At 71.4% G+C, this 15727-nt stretch carries 17 protein-coding genes; 8 read left to right on the top strand and 9 right to left on the bottom strand.

Annotation, left to right across the window (positions count from 1 at the left end; translation table 11 throughout):
- Positions 1–23: 23 nt before the first annotated feature.
- Positions 24–977 (bottom strand): Ppx/GppA phosphatase family protein, encoded by a 954-nt coding sequence (locus GPA03_RS18140; protein ID WP_241681373.1) that lies wholly within the window; start codon positions 975–977, stop codon positions 24–26.
- A gap of 72 nt (positions 978–1049) precedes the next feature.
- On the bottom strand, positions 1050–2153 hold the full coding sequence (locus GPA03_RS18135; RefSeq protein ID WP_156253458.1) for a DUF2330 domain-containing protein: 1104 nt from the start codon (positions 2151–2153) through the stop codon (positions 1050–1052).
- 156 nt (positions 2154–2309) lie between these two features.
- Between GPA03_RS18135 and GPA03_RS18130 the strand changes: the two genes are divergently transcribed.
- Genes GPA03_RS18130 through GPA03_RS18120 form a run of 3 tightly spaced genes read left to right on the top strand, consistent with a single transcriptional unit; the run spans position 2310 to position 5317 of the window.
- Positions 2310–2627 carry a metal-sensitive transcriptional regulator gene (locus GPA03_RS18130; protein WP_156253457.1) on the top strand — a complete coding sequence of 106 codons (318 nt, stop codon included), beginning with the start codon at positions 2310–2312 and terminating at the stop codon, positions 2625–2627.
- A 28-nt stretch (positions 2628–2655) separates the two neighbouring features.
- Positions 2656–2880 carry a heavy-metal-associated domain-containing protein gene (locus tag GPA03_RS18125; protein WP_156253456.1) on the top strand — a complete coding sequence of 75 codons (225 nt, stop codon included), beginning with the start codon at positions 2656–2658 and terminating at the stop codon, positions 2878–2880.
- Between the two features lie 37 nt (positions 2881–2917).
- A complete protein-coding gene (locus GPA03_RS18120; protein ID WP_156253455.1) occupies positions 2918–5317 on the top strand; it encodes a heavy metal translocating P-type ATPase in 2400 nt (799 codons plus the stop codon).
- A 59-nt stretch (positions 5318–5376) separates the two neighbouring features.
- On the opposite strand, the gene GPA03_RS18115 is transcribed toward GPA03_RS18120, so the two are convergent.
- Together GPA03_RS18115 and GPA03_RS18110 are read right to left on the bottom strand one after the other, a co-directional pair.
- Positions 5377–5733, bottom strand: coding sequence for an Hsp20/alpha crystallin family protein (locus GPA03_RS18115; RefSeq protein WP_156253454.1), 357 nt, complete (start codon positions 5731–5733; stop codon positions 5377–5379).
- Between the two features lie 193 nt (positions 5734–5926).
- A complete protein-coding gene (locus GPA03_RS18110) occupies positions 5927–6316 on the bottom strand; it encodes an SgcJ/EcaC family oxidoreductase (RefSeq protein WP_156253453.1) in 390 nt (129 codons plus the stop codon).
- Between GPA03_RS18110 and GPA03_RS18105 the strand changes: the two genes are divergently transcribed.
- Positions 6315–7091 carry a TetR/AcrR family transcriptional regulator gene (locus GPA03_RS18105; RefSeq protein ID WP_206673629.1) on the top strand — a complete coding sequence of 259 codons (777 nt, stop codon included), beginning with the start codon at positions 6315–6317 and terminating at the stop codon, positions 7089–7091. The two genes, GPA03_RS18110 and GPA03_RS18105, sit on opposite strands and share 2 nt — an antisense overlap.
- Positions 7092–7244: 153 nt before the next feature.
- Here GPA03_RS18105 and GPA03_RS18100 read toward each other — a convergent pair whose 3' ends face one another.
- From GPA03_RS18100 to GPA03_RS18090, 3 genes are read right to left on the bottom strand one after another with little or no spacing between them, the layout of a single operon-like run.
- Positions 7245–7946, bottom strand: coding sequence for a FadR/GntR family transcriptional regulator (locus GPA03_RS18100; protein ID WP_162458423.1), 702 nt, complete (start codon positions 7944–7946; stop codon positions 7245–7247).
- The gene (locus GPA03_RS18095) at positions 7939–8550 is read right to left on the bottom strand and encodes a bifunctional 4-hydroxy-2-oxoglutarate aldolase/2-dehydro-3-deoxy-phosphogluconate aldolase (protein ID WP_156253451.1); all 612 of its coding nucleotides are present in this window, start codon (positions 8548–8550) and stop codon (positions 7939–7941) included. The genes GPA03_RS18100 and GPA03_RS18095 overlap by 8 nt, the downstream gene beginning before the upstream one ends.
- Positions 8547–9536 (bottom strand): sugar kinase, encoded by a 990-nt coding sequence (locus GPA03_RS18090; protein ID WP_156253450.1) that lies wholly within the window; start codon positions 9534–9536, stop codon positions 8547–8549. The genes GPA03_RS18095 and GPA03_RS18090 overlap by 4 nt, the downstream gene beginning before the upstream one ends.
- Before the next feature lie 47 nt (positions 9537–9583).
- On the opposite strand from GPA03_RS18090, the gene dgoD reads away from it, so the two are divergent.
- The 4 genes from dgoD (at position 9584) to GPA03_RS18070 (ending at position 12253) form a co-directional block, all read left to right on the top strand.
- Positions 9584–10729, top strand: a complete 1146-nt coding sequence (gene dgoD / locus GPA03_RS18085; protein ID WP_156253449.1) for a galactonate dehydratase — start codon at positions 9584–9586, stop codon at positions 10727–10729.
- Between the two features lie 77 nt (positions 10730–10806).
- Positions 10807–11172 (top strand): ArsR/SmtB family transcription factor, encoded by a 366-nt coding sequence (locus GPA03_RS18080; RefSeq protein WP_156253448.1) that lies wholly within the window; start codon positions 10807–10809, stop codon positions 11170–11172.
- Positions 11169–11897, top strand: coding sequence for a cation diffusion facilitator family transporter (locus tag GPA03_RS18075; protein ID WP_156253447.1), 729 nt, complete (start codon positions 11169–11171; stop codon positions 11895–11897). Before GPA03_RS18080 ends, GPA03_RS18075 begins: the two co-directional genes overlap by 4 nt.
- A gap of 14 nt (positions 11898–11911) precedes the next feature.
- Positions 11912–12253, top strand: a complete 342-nt coding sequence (locus GPA03_RS18070) for a YnfA family protein (protein ID WP_156253446.1) — start codon at positions 11912–11914, stop codon at positions 12251–12253.
- Positions 12254–12382: 129 nt separating this feature from the next.
- Here GPA03_RS18070 and GPA03_RS18065 read toward each other — a convergent pair whose 3' ends face one another.
- Positions 12383–13828 carry an ATP-binding protein gene (locus tag GPA03_RS18065; protein ID WP_156253445.1) on the bottom strand — a complete coding sequence of 482 codons (1446 nt, stop codon included), beginning with the start codon at positions 13826–13828 and terminating at the stop codon, positions 12383–12385.
- A 117-nt stretch (positions 13829–13945) separates the two neighbouring features.
- On the bottom strand, positions 13946–15727 hold the full coding sequence (locus GPA03_RS18060) for a beta-L-arabinofuranosidase domain-containing protein (protein ID WP_162458422.1): 1782 nt from the start codon (positions 15725–15727) through the stop codon (positions 13946–13948).

Below are 15727 nucleotides of genomic sequence, written 5' to 3'. Positions count from 1 at the left end.
GTGGTGGCCTCGCGAGCGATGTGTCACGGCCGGGGCGGCTGATCGCCCGCGCGGTCGAGGTGACGCAGCAGGGCGCCCTCGCGAAGGGCCCACGGGCAGATCTCCACGGTCTCGACGCCGAGCCGGTCGAGCACACGATCGGCGACGACGGCGCCCGCCACGATCTGGTAGGTCCGTTCCGGGGTCACCCCGGGAAGCTCGATGCGCTGCTCGGCGGGGATGCGCAGGAGCCGGGGCACCCAGTCGGAGAGCTGTTCCGCGCTCATCCGCCACCGCGGCTCCGAGCCACCGGCATCGGTTCGCATGCCCGCGAGGCGGGCGAGGGAGCGGAACGTCTTCGACGTCGCAACCACCCGGTCGGGGCTCGGCACCTGCGCCATCCGGCCCACCAGCGGGTGCAGCGCCTCGTCGATGACCTGGACGAGCCGATCGACCTGCTGCCGGCTGGGTGGGTCGTCGGGCAGGTGGTCGTGGGTCAGGCGCGCGGCGCCCAGCGGCAGCGACACCGCGAGCTCGGGCTCCTCGTCCATGCCGGTGGCGACCTCGAGCGAGCCGCCTCCGATATCGAGCACCAGCAGCCTGCCGGCCGCCCAGCCGTACCAGCGGCGCACCGCCAGGAACGTCAGCCGGGCCTCGTCCGGGCCGGAGAGAACCTGGACGTCGAGGCCGATCAGCCCCCGCAGGTGCTCGAGCACCTGCTCGCCGTTGGCGGCGTCGCGGATGGCCGAGGTCACCATGACGAGCAGCTCGTCGACCTTCGCCTTCTTCGAGCGCGTCATCGCGGAGGAGACCGCGGAGGACAGGGCATCGACGCCCTCGGGCGTGATCACACCGTTCTCGTCCACGTAGCGCATCAGCCGCACCACGCTCCGGTCGGAGACCGACGGCACCGGCATCGTCCCCCGCATCGTGTCGAAGACGAGCAGGTGCACGGTGTTCGAGCCGATGTCGAGCACACCGAGCCGGTCGTTGGTCACCGGGTCAGGCTAACGGGACCGCCGCGCACCACCCACGTCGTCGGAGATGGTGCGCGGCAGACTGTGTCCCCCTCAGCCCTGCGCGCTCTGTCGGCGCAGGCGTCGTGAACGGCGGGTGACCCCCGAGACCACGAGCGTGCCCACGAGAACCACCACCATGCCGATGAACGTCAGGGCAGGGCCAGCCGGGATGCCGAGGATCTCGCGCATCCGGGTCTCGTACACCCGCTCCCGGAACGGCTCGTCCGAGTTCGCCTGCCCGAAGGTGAAGTCGGAGATGATCTCCTCGGCGGGCACCTCGAAGTACTGGTCGAGCACGGTCAGGTACGGCTGCGCTGCGGCGATCGAGACGACCGTGTCCGAGGTCAGCACCCCCGCCGGCACCTCGCCCGCGAACCGGAGGTCGAGGATCCCGGTGTCGGCGGACTCGTCGGTGCGCAGCATCCGGTGGTCGGAGAAGACGTAGGTGCGCACGAACTGGGACTCGGAGGCCGCGGCCGACAGCCGCATCGGGTAGATCAGCTGCTGCGAGGCGAAGGTGAGATGCAGCGGCTGCAGCGCGCCGCTGAGGTCCTCCGCCTGGGCGGTGAGCCGGATCGCGATGTAGTACCAGCCCTCGGAGACGTAGGGCATGAGGGCATCGGCGAGACCGTCGCGCATCACGTAGCCGTGCTCGTCGAGCCAGGCGGCCAGCAGGTTGGCATCGGCGGCGGCGAGCACGCTCACCTCGAGCTCGCCGAGCTGCTGGGTGTCCAGGACCGAGACACCGGCCTCCCCGGGAGCACCCGCGGGCGCTCCACCGGCCTCGCCGCTCGATCCGAAACCGAGGTCCGGCCACCACTCGTAGGTGACGATCTCCTCGGGGGCGATGACCTCCTCGAGCTCGCCGAACAGCGTCGTCTCGGCCAGCGCGGCCTCGGCCGGCGCAGGCGTCGGGATCAGCAGCGCGGCGTCAGTGGCACCGCTGCTCGTGAGGGCCTCCATCGAGAGGATCACCTGCTCGGTCTCGCCGTCCCATGTCAGCACGGCGTACTCGGCGCTGGCGGCGATGTTCTCGCCGTCGGCGGCGACGAACCCGCCGCAGCCACAGGCCTGCGCAGCAGGCATGACGGCGATCCCCACGAGGGAGGCGAACGCCGTCGCGAGCGTGAGCCCGCCGAGCTTGAGCCGTTTCATAGCGGTCAAACTACGGGCGCTCCCCGCCGTCTTCGGCCGTCGATACCGAACCGAGACGTTCGACGCGCGAATCGTGACCGAACCGTAGTCCGGTGCCCACAACGTCTTCACGGAATACCCTCGGGGGGTATATAGTCGTGGCGAACAGGAGGCGACATGCACGAGCACGATCACACGCAGAGCGACACCGCGCAGCGCGGTTACGAGGAGGACAAGGCCGCGTACCTGAAGCGGTTGCGTCGCGTCGAGGGCCAGGTCCGCGGGATCGCGCGGATGGTCGAGGAGGACAAGTACTGCATCGACGTCCTCACCCAGATCTCCGCGGTCACCAAGGCTCTCCAGGCGGTGGGTCTCGGGCTGCTCGAGGACCACATGTCCCACTGCGTCGTCGACGCAGCGCGCACCTCACCCGAGGCCGGCGCGGAGAAGGTCGCCGAGGCATCGGCAGCGATCGCCCGCCTCGTTCGTTCCTAGCCCCCACCACCACAACCGAGGAGTCACCATGAACAACACCACCACCGTCGAGGTCGAGGGCATGACCTGCGCCAACTGCGTCAAGCACGTCAGCGAGGCGATCGAGGGGCTCGACGGCGTCCTCGACGTCTCGGTCGAGCTCCGCACGGGCGAGGCCTCCCCCGTGACCGTCGTCAGCCACGAGGCGCTCGACGAGCAGGCGGTCCGCGCCGCCGTCGACGAGGCGGGTTACACCGTCGCTGCGATCCACTGATCCAACGCCGGCTACGCCGGTGTCGAGAGGAAGCACCATGACCACCCAGCAGGACCACCGCAAGCGTGAGGTCGAGCTCGCGATCGAGGGGATGACCTGTGCGAGCTGCGTGAGCCGCGTCGAGAAGCGGCTGGGCCAGGTCCCCGGAGCCGCGGCAGTGGTCAACCTCGCCCTGGAGTCTGCGCACGTCGAGGTCGAGGACGGCGTGCCCACGGACGACCTCGTGGCCGCTGTCCGCAAGGCCGGCTACGACGCGCGCGTGACGCGAGACTCGGGCGACGCCACGCCGGATCCGCACGCCGGCCACGCTGTGCACGAGGGACACGGTCCGCAGCAGGATCGCCGCGGGGGCGGCGAGCACGAGGGGCACGACGACGTCGAGCACGCCCTCTCGGGTCACTCGATGGCGCCCGGGCATGTGATGCTCGAGGACGAGGACACCTCCGCCCCGACCGCCGATCGCGGCACCGACCTCAAGCGCCGGTTGCAGGTCGCAGCGGTGCTGTCGGTCCCGGTGCTGCTGCTGTCGATGATCCCGGCCCTGCAGTTCACGGGCTGGCAGTGGCTGGTCGCCGCGCTGGCGCTGCCGGTAGCCAGCTGGGCGGCGTGGCCGTTCCACCGGGCAGCGTTCCGCGCCGCACGGCACGGGTCCTCGACGATGGACACGCTGGTCTCGATCGGCGTGATCGCGGCGACCCTGTGGTCGTTGTGGGCGCTGCTGCTGGGCGGTGCCGGCGAGCTCGGCATGCGGATGCAGCCGAGCCTGCTCCCGGGCTCGGACGAGATGGGCCGGCCCGAGCTCTACTTCGAGGTCGCCGCGGTGGTGGTGACCTTCCTGCTGGCAGGCCGGTACGCCGAGCATCGCGCGCGCCGGCGCAGCGGTGAGGCGCTGCGCTCCCTGCTGGAGCTCGGCGCGAAGGATGTCGCGCTGATGACCGAGCATCATGGCGAGCGCACCGAGCGGCGCGTCCCGATCACCGAGCTGCGGCAGGGCGACCTGTTCGCCGTTCGCCCGGGCGAGAAGATCGCGACGGACGGCGTGGTCGTCGAGGGGCGCTCCGCCGTCGACGCCTCGCTGCTGACCGGGGAACCGGTCCCGGTCGACGTGACCGAGGGAGACCCTGTCACGGGTGCGACGCTCAACACCAGCGGGCACCTGCTGGTGCGCGCCGAACGGGTCGGCGAGGAAACCACGCTGGCGCAGATCGGGCGCCTCGTCACCCGTGCGCAGACCGGCAAGGCCCCCGTGCAGCGGCTCGCCGACCAGATCTCGGCGGTCTTCGTGCCGATCGTGATGGGGCTGTCGCTGCTCACGCTCGCGGTCTGGCTCGTGCTGGGCGCTCAGGACGGTCTCACCGGTGGCGACGTGCAGAGCGCGTTCACCGCGGCCGTCGCGGTGCTGATCATCGCCTGCCCGTGCGCCCTGGGTCTCGCGACCCCGACCGCGCTGCTGGCCGGCAGCGGTCGCGGCGCCCAGCTGGGCATCGTCATCAAGGGCCCGGAGATCCTCGAGGCCACGCGCGGGATCGAGGTCGTCGTGCTCGACAAGACCGGCACGGTCACCGAGGGCAAGATGTCGGTGGTCGAGGTGCTCAGCACCAGCGGTACCGAGAGCTCCGACGTGCTGCGGCTCGCCGGCGCGGTCGAGTCGCGCAGCGAGCACCCGATCGCCACGGCTATCGCGGCGGCCGCACGTGAGGCCGGGGCGGTCCCGGAGGCGAGCGAGTTCTCCAACCACGCGGGTCGCGGGGTGAGCGCCCAGGTCGAGGGGCGGCAGGTCGCCGTCGGACGCCCGGCCTGGCTCGCCGAGCAGGGCTACGCAGGCCAGCCTCCGCAGGAGAGCGCGGGCACCGCCGTCGCGGTGGCGTGGGACGGGCGGATCCGCGGCGTCGTGGTGGTCAACGATGCGATCAAGCCCAGCTCGGCCCAGGCCGTGGCCGAGCTGCGCGCGATGGGCATCACGCCGGTGCTGCTGACCGGTGACGCCGAGGGCCCCGCGCGGGCGGTGGCCGACGAGGTCGGCATCGACACCGTGATCGCGGGCGTGCTGCCCGAGGCGAAGGTCGCGGAGATCCAACGGATCCAGGCGGCTGGCCGCAGGGTGGCGATGGTGGGCGACGGCGTCAACGACGCGGCAGCCCTCGCGCAGGCGGACCTCGGGCTCGCGATGGGCACCGGGACCGACGTGGCGATCGAGGCGAGCGACCTCACGCTCGTGCGCGGCGACCTGCGCACCGTGCCGCAGGCGATCTCGCTGTCACGCTCGACGCTGCGGGTGATCAAGCAGAACCTGTTCTGGGCGTTCGCCTACAACGTGGCGGCGATCCCGCTCGCCGCGCTGGGCCTGCTCAACCCGATGATCGCGGGTCTCGCGATGGCGTTCAGCTCGGTGCTGGTGGTCGCGAACTCGCTGCGGCTGCGACACGTCGCGCGGTAGCAGCTCGCGGTACGGCGAAGGCCCGCACGCCCTCGGCGTGCGGGCCTTCGTCGTGCGGTTCAGGCAGCCTGCGCCATCGAGTCCTGCTCGACGGCGGTGCGCGCCTGGGTGGTCACCTCGACCTTGCGGGGCCGAGAGGCCTCGGCCACCGGGACGGTCAGGGTAAGGACGCCGTCGGTGTACGCGGCAGTGATGCGGTCGGTGTCGACGGTCTCGCCGAGCGTGAAGCGCCGCGTGAACGTGCCGGCGGGGCGACCGCGGACGAGCCAGCGCACGTCGCCCTCGGGGCGGCTGCGCTCGGCGCGGACGGTCAGGACGCGGCCGTCGACGTCCACGTCGATGCTCGACGCCGCGACGCCGGGCAGGTCGATCGTGGCGACGAACGCCTCGTCGGTGCGGTAGAGATCGAGTGCCATGGGGTAACCACCTTCGTGATCTGGTCGAGCCGCCTTGCTGGCGACTTGCGCTGTGCACGGTGCAACGCGCGAGCCTGCCCGAAGTTGAGCGTGGTTCACTCAAGGCGAACTGGTGCGCGGTCGGTGACGGCCACGAGATCGCCGCTTCGTCATGAGACCACCCGCACCGGCCGCGCAGGCGGCTGAGCGCGACTCACCCAGCGCGCATCGGTGTCGTCTGCGCCAGCGCGATTCGCCACGTGCCACCCTCCCGGACCGCGACGTAGGTGAGCGCGCCGCGATCCGGTAGGTCGCCGCCGCCGGGGCGCGCGTCGGTGACGTGCTTGGTGCAGCTGATGATGGCGACGTCGGGGCGGACGTAGCGGATGTCGTGGACCTCCGTCGTCGTCGTGACGTCGGCGAGCGGAGACGCAAGCGCCGCTTCCATGGCGGAGCGGAAATCGTCGGCGCCGAGCAGTCGCCGGCCGGCGATGTTCACGATCACCGCTCCGGGTGTGTGCAGCGCCAGCAGCGTCTCGACGTCCGACTGCGCGAGCTGTGCCGTCTCGACCAGTTGCCCGAGCTGGCGATCACTGTCGTCCATGCGTGATTCCTTCCAGAGTTGTGCGGAGCGATCCGCTCCGCATCTTGACAATATTGCGGAGCGTGTCATTCCGCAAGACACTGGAGCCATGAGCGAACGACACCGGCGCGCCCGACGTGAAGAGGTGGAGCGGAACGACGAGGCGCTGCTCCGCGCCGCGCGCGCCGTCTTCAGCGAGGACGGCGCGCACGCCTCGGTGGCGTCGATCGCCGCCAGGGCGGGCGTGGGCATCGGCACCATGTACCGCCGGTATCCCACGAAAGATGCGCTGCTCCAGCACCTGTGCCGGCTGTCGTTGGAGGAGTATCTGGCCGCCGCGCAGGCGGGCCTGGCCGACCCCGACCCGTGGGGCGGTTTTGCGCACTACCTCACCGCAGCAGTGCTCTGCGGTACGGGAACCCTCGGCTCCATCGCCGGAACCGTGGCGGTGACGGACGAGATGGCGGACCTCTCAGCACGCGGCGACGCCGTGGCGAGCGAGGTCGTCGAACGCGCGCGGAAGGCGGGGGTCCTGCGCCCGGACATCAACGACGTCGACGTCGTACTGCTCATCGAACAGCTCGGCCGCTCACCGCTCGTCGAACAGGTCGTGAGACACGGGCGCACTGATCTGGTGGATGCGGCTGAGCGTGCGCGCGAACGGCTCATTCGCGTGGCGCTCGACGGGCTCCGGGCCGAGCCCGCCGAACCGCTGCCCGGCCCGCCGCCCGAGTGGGCGCTCTTCACCGAGCGGTGGCGTCGGCGCGATGCCGAGCCCGGGTCGAGCGGCCGCTGACCACGCACACGGGGCGCACACGCCGGTGGCGGCCGGGCCTCGACACCTCGGCCTCCGTCCACGACCTCGCCGTGAGGGCACGAGATCGTCGGTCTGCCACGAGATCGCTCTCGCGCGAGCACGGTCTCGTGCCGAGACGACGATCTCGTGGGGTCAGGGCGGCGGTTCGCCCAGGCGGGTGAGCACCTCGGAGCGGGCGCCGTCGACGAGCTCGCGCGCGGCCTGCTCGGCGCGGTCCGCGTCCCGGGCCGCGATGGCCTCGGCGACCTGCACGTGCAGATCGAGCACCTCCTGCGAGATCTGGTGCGGCAGGGTGCCCAGGTCCTCGCGCGCCTTGAGCAGCGCGGCGAACGTCCCCTCGAGCCGCACGAACGAGGCGTTCCCGCTCGCCCGCAGCAGCCGTGCGTGGAAGGCGACGTCGGAGGCCGTGAAGCCGGCGAGGTCGCCTCGGGAGCCGAGCTGCCGCATCGCCGCGGCGAGCTCGGCCAGCACCGCGAGGTCGGCGGCGTCGGCGCGCTCGCAGCACAACCGCGCGGCGCGGGGCTCGACGGCGGCGCGCAGCTCCTCGAGGTCGCTCACCACGGCGAGCCGCTCGGGCCCCTGCACGCGCCAGCCGATGACATCCGCGTCGAGGGCGTCCCACCGCTCGGGCGGCAGCACCCGGGTGCCCACCCGCTGCTTGGGCTGCACGAGCCCCTTGGCCTCGAGCACCCGCAGCGCCTCGCGCACGACCGAGCGCGAGACCCCGTGCTGGGCGGCCACCTCCTCCGGGACCACCTGCGAGCCGGCCGCCAGCTCCCCTGTCGCGACACGGCGGCCGAGGTCGGCCACGACCGGGTGCTGACGGTCAGGCACGCGCGTCCTGGATGGCGGCGAGCAGGTCGGCCACCGCGCCGCGCGGGTCCTCGGCGCGGGTGAGCGAGCCACCCACGCCCACCGCCACGGCACCGGCGCGGACCCACTCCGGCCCGCTCTCCGCGCTCACGCCACCGGTCGGCACGCAGCGCAGGTCGGGCATCGCCTCGAGCATCCCGGCGAGCGCCGCGGGGCTCCACAGGTGGGCGGGGAAGATCTTGACGAGCTGCGCCCCGGCTCGCTGCGCCGTCGTCATCTCGCTCGGGGTCAGGCAGCCCGGCAGGGCTGCCAGATCGTTCTCGACGGCGTAGCGCACCACCTGCAGGTCGAGCAGCGGGCTGACGAGGAAGGTGGCCCCGGCGGCATGGGCGTCGCGCGCCTGCGCGAGCGTGCGGACGGTGCCGGCGCCGACGGCGCAGCCGCTCTCGGTGAGCTCCGCGATCGTCTCGAGGGCGCCCGGGGTGGTGAGCGAGACCTCGACGGCGGCCAGCCCCGCGTCGAGGAAGGTGCGCGCGGCCGTGCGGCCGGCCTCGGCGGTGGTCGCGCGGACGATGCCGACGACGCCCTGCTCGGCGATCGCGGCGACGGTCTGGTCAGCGGTCATCGGGCAACCTCCTGGGAGCCTGCGAGCAGTCGGTCGCGGGTGGCGGGGTCGGGCAGGCCTGGCACGTCACCGCGGGTTCCGACGACGCACGCCGCCACCGCCGCGGCCTCGGCGAGCCGGCGATCGGGGTCGAGGCCGCGCAGCCAGGCGCTGAGCCAGCCGGCGGCGAACGCGTCACCGGCACCGACCGGGTCGACCACGTGCGGCACGGTCAGCGCCGGCTGCCGCCACACGCCGGCGCTTTCCCCACCGTGTCGTCCAGGCGCGTCTGTACGAAGAGGTGATGAAAGCTGGCTCTCGGTGGCGCCGCGCGCGCCGTCCTTGAGGACCACGGTGGCGACGCCGCGCTCGTGGGCCCACGCGATCGGGGCGTCGATGCCGACCGAGGCCGCGTCGTCGGCGCCGATGAGCAGCACGTCGGCGAGGTCGGTGAGCTCCTCGACGATCGCGCGCCACCGGTCCGCGGTCGCCAGCCGCATCCGGACGTTGGGGTCGACCGTCACGGCGACACCGGCCTCGCGGGCGGCGGTGGCGGCGGCGAGCACGCACGCGCGGGCGGACTCGGAGATCGCGGCGGTGATGCCGGTCAGGTGCAGCACGCGCGCGTTGCGGATCGCCTCGAGCGGCAGCGATGCCGGCTCGAGCCGCGTGGCCGCGCTGCCGGCCCGGTGGTAGTCGACCGCGATGCCGTGGCCCAGGGCGTCGCGCAGGATCAACCCGGTCGGCAGGTCGGCGTCGAGCGCGACGGCGCTGACGTCGACGCCCTCGCCGCGCAGGTCGCGCAGGATCCGGCGGCCCAGGCGGTCGTCGCCGAGCCGGGACACGAACGCCACGCGGTGCCCCAGGCGGGCGAGCCCGACTGCGACGTTCGACTCCGCACCCGCGTGCTGCTGCTCGTACTGCACGCCCTCGCCGAGCGGCACCCCGGCCGGTGCGAGCAGCAGCGCCATCACCTCGCCGACGGTCACGACCTCGTTCTCGGGCATGCTCGCCACTATAGTCTGACTATTCAAACGAGAGAGGTCGTGACGCCGTGAAGATCGCGCGCATCGAGACGTTCCTGGTGGCGCCCCGCTGGCTGTTCTGCCGCATCGAGACCGATGACGGGGTGGTCGGCTGGGGCGAGCCTGTGGCCGAGGGCAGCGCCGAGGTGGTGCGCGCGTGCGTCCACCAGCTGGGCGAGCTCCTCATCGGGCAGGACCCGCTGCGCATCGAGGACCACTGGCAGACGATGACCCGCTCGACCTTCTACCGCGGCGGCGTCATCCTCGCCAGCGCCGTCTCCGGCCTGGACCAGGCGCTGTGGGACATCGCGGGCAAGGTCCGCGGCGCCCCGGTGCACGAGCTGCTCGGCGGGCCGGTACGCGACAGGGTCCGCATCTACGGCTGGATCGGCGGCGACGACCCGGCCGAGATCGCCGACCACGCCGCAGCCCAGGTCGACGCCGGGCTCACCGCGATCAAGATGAACGCGGGCGCCTACCTCAGCCCGATCGTCACGCAGGACGAGATCAGGGGCGTCGCCGAGCGAGCCCAGGCGGCACGCGACGCCCTCGGCCCGGGGCGGGACTTCGCCGTCGACTTCCATGGACGCGTGAGCCGGCCGAGCGCGCCCCGGCTGATCGAGGCGCTCGAGGCCTCGGCGCCGATGTTCGTGGAAGAGCCGCTCGTGCCCGAGCAGTCGCACCTGTTCGGCGGGCTGGTCGAACGCACGAGCATCCCGATCGCCACGGGCGAGCGGCTGTACTCGCGCCAGGAGTTCCTGCCGATCCTGCAGCAGGGCGTCACGGTGCTGCAGCCCGACCTGTGCCATGCGGGCGGCATCTCCGAGGTGCGCCGAATCGCTGCGCTCGGCGAGACGTTCGGAGCGTTGCTGGCCCCGCACTGCCCGCTCGGACCGATCGCGCTGGCAGCGAGCCTGCAGGTGGACTTCGCCACGCCGAACTTCCTCATCCAGGAGCAGAGCCTGGGGATCCACTACAACGTCGGCAACGACCTGCTGGACTACCTCGTCGACCGCTCGGTCTTCGAGTTCGCCGAGGGTTACGTCGCGCGGCCCACCGGTCCCGGCCTCGGCATCGAGGTCGACGAGACGGCCGTCCGGGAGGCGGACAAGAAGGGCCACGCGTGGCGCTCCCCGCTCTGGCGCATGCCCGACGGCTCGCTCTCGGAGTGGTGATCCTTCGGAGCTGACCTCCGCGCGGACTCCTCGCACAGCGCCGCATTTAATACAGCATCTCCTGTACTGTCGTGCTCATGGTCGCGACACAGGCGCACCCGGACGCGCCGAACGAGACGGTGACGCTCACGCACACCGCCGCGCTGGCGAGACTCGGGTATGCACTGTCGGACGAGACCCGGGCGCGAGTCCTCCTGATGCTGCGCGAGGCGCCGGGCAGCCCTTCCGACATGGCGGATGCGCTCGGCGTCTCGCGCCAGGTGATGTCCAACCAGCTCGCGTGCCTGCGCGGTTGCGGACTGGTAGAGGCCGTTCCTGAGGGGCGGCGCACCTGGTACCGCCTGGCCGATCCGCACCTCGCACCAGCACTGAGCGAGCTCGTCAAGCTCGTGGTCGTCGTCGACCCTTCCTGCTGCGACGACGAGGGCTGCGGCTGCTCATGAGCAGCCTGCGCCCGGTCGCGGCCCGGGTGCCGTCCGCCCCCCGGCGAGCGGTGCTCGTGCGCCGGGTCCGCTGGATCGTGACCGCCACGATCACCTACAACGTGATCGAGGCGGCCGTCGCCATCGCTGCGGGCCGGATCGCCTCCTCGAGCGCACTGGTCGCCTTCGGCCTGGACTCGGTGGTGGAGGTGCTCTCGGCTGCCGCCGTCGCGTGGCAGTTCGCGGGCCCGGACCACGAGCGCCGCGAACGGCTCGCGATGCGACTGATCGCAGTCTCCTTCTTCGGGCTGGCAGCGTTCGTCTCGGTCGACGCCGCCCGGACACTGCTCGGCGCCGCCCAGCCGGACCACTCGATGGTCGGCATCGTGCTCGCGGCCGTCAGTCTGCTGGTGATGCCGTTCCTCTCCTGGTTCGAGCGGCGCACCGGCCGCGAGCTCGGCTCCGCCAGCGCCGTCGCCGACTCCAAGCAGACGCTGCTGTGCACGTATCTCTCCGCGGTGCTGCTCGTCGGGCTCGTGCTCAACTCCGCACTGGGGTGGACCTGGGCCGACCCGGTCGCGGCCCTGGTGATCGCCGTCGTCGCCATCAAGGAAGGCGTCGAGGCCTGGCAGGGAGAGGGCTGCTGCGCCCCGCCCCCGGGAACGATCACCCGAACCGAGGACGACGGCGCGTGCACCGATGGCTGCTGCACCGCATCAGGAGAATCGACGTCCGAGATCCGCTGACCCAGGAGCCACCCGTGACCCTCGCTCGCTCGATCGCGCTGTTCGGAGCCGCCGCCCTGTTCGAGATCGGGGGCGCCTGGCTGATCTGGCAGGGCGTCCGCGAGAACCGCGGCTGGGCGTGGATCGGCGCCGGGGTGGTGGCGCTCGGGCTCTACGGCTTCGCCGCCAGCCTGCAGCCGGATGCCCACTTCGGCCGCATCCTCGCGGCGTACGGCGGGGTCTTCGTGGCGGGCTCGCTCATCTGGGCGCGCCTGGTCGACGACTACAAGCCAGACCGCTGGGACATCACCGGCGCGCTGATCTGCCTCGCCGGCGTCGCCGTCATCATGTACGCCCCGCGCCCCGACGCCGACTGACCTCTCAGATGATCCGCGGGTCGTCGAGGTCGACCATCGCCCACGGCGTAAGCAGCGAGACCGGTGTCGGCCAGTCTGCGTTCTACGCCAGCACCATCGGACTTCTGCGACGAGGTCACGTGGCGAGCGCTACCGTTCCCACGCCGCCACGAGGTCGGCCGCTGAAAACGCCAGATCAGCTTGCTCGGGTGCCTCACCACTAGGGCAGATCGCAGCCAGAGCGGCGTCCGCTGCGCGTGGGACACGCGATCGGAGAGCGCCGAGCTCAGCCATCTCATGGCGACTGATGCCACCCACCTCGCGCCACTTGATCGTGCCGAGCACACGCGTCCGCGCGCGATCCGCAGCCACAACATCGACCTCGACCTGTCCGTCTCTGGTCCACCACGGCAGCACGGACTCGACACCTGCGAGCCGACCGTCTGTCGCACCTAGCAGCTCGATACCTCGACGCACCAGCGGCTCCACTGCACGACCGCGCCAGCTAGCCCAATCGCGATCAAACGCTGCGGTGGCGATGTCTCCCCGCCCCCTCACGATGACGTCGACCTGCCGTTCGACGTAGCGAAACCAGAACCGCAGGTAGGTGTCGGTCAGGCGGTAGCGGCGCAGCCGGGTCGATGTCGCCCACGCCGGCAGCTCTCGCTCCACGACGCGCTTGTCGTCGGCCAGCATCGCCAACGCCCTCAATGCCGCGGTCTCTACGCTCTTGGTGGCGCCCCCTGGGTCAGAGATCTCTGCCGCGATCTCACCGAGTCCGAGGCGAGCCGGTTCGGCTGCACCGATGGCCGAAAGCACTCGGTAGGCCGCCTCCCGGTCAGCGAACTCGGCATCCAGAGTCAACCGGCCCGTCGCCACCAAGGGGCTGAGGTCGTCGCCGAAGGAAGCACGCACCCAATCCCGCACACCCAGCCCACTTCGGCGAAGATCGGCGACGAGCCGCGGGTAGCCGCCTGTGACGAGATAAGCGTCGACCGCTTCGAACGCAGTCATCCCCGGCAGTGCTGCCGATACTTCAGCCGGGTTGAGTGCGGGAACGACGAGTTCTCGAAGCCTTCCGTACAGCGGGCGGTCATGCTGCGCAAGCCGCTCCATCATCGCGATATCTGAGCCGATCAGGATCAGTACCACCGGCAACTTCTCGAGTACCCGGTCCCACATCGCCTGCACGACACCTTCGAGACCGGCGCTGTCACCCGCCGCAATCCATGGGAACTCATCGAGGACGGCGATCACTGGCCCCTGCGACGCCGCCAGTGCGATCTGGCCGAACCAGTCGCGCCACGACCCCGGCACACCCGGAAGACCGGTAAGCACGGGATTGCGAGAGGAACCGAAGGCTTCGGCTGCCGCGTCCAGCTGCACGCGTTCTGGCATCCGATACATACCGGTGACATAGACATAGGGGACCCCGGAGGCCTCGACGAACGATTCGACCGCAGTCGACTTGCCCGCCTGACGGCGTCCGCGGACCGCGATTAACTGTCCTGTCCCCGTGGCTCGCACCTCCTCGAGCCGACTCGACAACCAGCTTTGCACCGGCGCCCGGACAAACCGAGCCGCGCCCTGCCTCACCGAGCATCACCCATATGCACAACACTATCGAGATGTAGCCAACATGCAAGTAGCCAACATCCGTGTGGGCTAATTCGACATGTCGGCGACTGGTTGTGCGTAAGCCGCTTGCGCCCCTCAGATGATGCGCGGGTCGTCGAGGTCGGTGTAGACCCGGTACGGGATCCGGTCGGGCACATCGGCGAGCGGGCGCAGGCTTCCCAGCGGCAGCCGTGCCGTCCCCACGCCGACCGGCCGATAGCCCAGCCCGTTCTCCTCCCGTGTGAACGCGGCGTCGAGGTCGACCATCGCCCACGGGGTCGGCAGCGAGAGCGGCATCGTCCAGTCGGCGTTCTGCGCCAGCACCACAGGACCGTGCGCGAACGCGACCCGGTTCGGGTGCCACCGGTCGACGGGAAGCACCTGCAGCCCGGCGCCGAGCGTGATCGTGACCTCGTCGCCGTCCGACCAGTCGCGATCCAGCTCTCGCCAGCCACCCTCGACCGTGCCGGCGTCGACGCGCCGGCCGTTGACGCGCACCTGGAAGTCGTTGCTCCACGGCGGCACCCGCAGCCGCAGCGAGAACGCTCCAGAGCCACTCACCGTCAACGCGGTCACGTCCTCAGCAGGGAAGTCGGTGCGCTGCGTCAAACCGTGCTCCGCCCCACCCTGGGACCACGTGACCTCGGAGGGGACGTACAAGGCGACCGCGATCCCGCCGTCGTGCTGGTGGTACACGAGATCCGGCAGGTGCGAGACACCCTGCACGTACGTGCCCGAGCAGCACGGCCAGTCGTCCCAGTGCGGCAGCTTGGTCGCGATCCCCAGCCGGTAGTCGTGGTAGTACGGCGACCGGCCACCGGGCTGCACGGGCGTCACCGCTCCCAGCCCGGAGAACACCAGCTGCTCCACCCAGTCCGCGTAGCGCGCCTCACCCGTGAACCGCAGCAACGCCGTCGAGAGCTTGAAGGCGGCCCAGCTGCCGCAGACGACCTCCGCGGTGTCGGTGCGCCACTCGAGGCTTCGCCCCAGCGCGCCGTCCTCGGGCAGCGTGAGCTCGCTGGGCCCATATCCGCCCGTGGCATAGGTCTGCGTGGTCGTCAGGTGCTCGTACGCGCTGCGCAAGACCTCGAGATGGTGCGGATCACCACTCACCTCGTAGGCCGCCGCTGCGGAGGCGAACGTGTTGACGTGCGAGTACGCGTGCAGCCAGACCGGCACGTCCCACGGCCGGCCTGGCTCCGGCCGTTGCGCGAAGGCGTCCCAGTAGGAGTCGTAGTGCCACACGCGGGCGAAGTCCTCGACCGCCGTGCTCGCCCCCGCCAGGTAGCCGCGGTGAAGGTTCTCCGCCAGCGTGTACCACTCGATCGTGCGCGCGTGCGAGTGCGGCGTGATCACGCCGCCGGCGAAGTTCGCGGCGTGCGCCGGGGGGCGATCACGCTCGAAGGTGCGCGCCGCCCACTCCGCGGTGCGCTCGAGCAGCGCTAGCGCCTCGTCCCGCCCCTGGGGCGCATAGCGGGCCACGTCCACCAGACCGCACACGAGCTTCTCGTAGCCGTACAGGCTCATCCGGGTGTCGCCGTCGGGGTCGACGGTCTCGGCGTAGCCGGCCACCAGCTCGACCGCGCGGGCACTCGCCTCAGCTACCCCGGCGGTCACGCCGAGCCTCGCCAGCCCGCTCACCCACTGCCCGAACGTCGGCTGCGTGGTGACGCTCGACCAGCCGGTCATCGCCTGCCCCGGCGAGGCCAGCCCCGCCTGGGTACGGAACCCGTGCAGCACGTCCTCGGGCGGCATGCCGAGGTAGGTCTCGACGGCATCCGCCACCCGTTCTCCGAGCGCGCCCGAGAGTCGTACCCGCCCCTCGTAGCCGAGGGACCGGAGCACGGGTTCGACAGCCGCGCGAGAGGGCGGAGGCAT

This window comes from Pseudactinotalea terrae, assembly GCF_009733845.1.
GTDB classification, from domain to species: domain Bacteria; phylum Actinomycetota; class Actinomycetes; order Actinomycetales; family Beutenbergiaceae; genus Pseudactinotalea; species Pseudactinotalea terrae.
The sequence above is the reverse complement of the archived record's forward strand: the minus strand, read 5'-3'. Positions and strand labels throughout refer to the sequence as shown.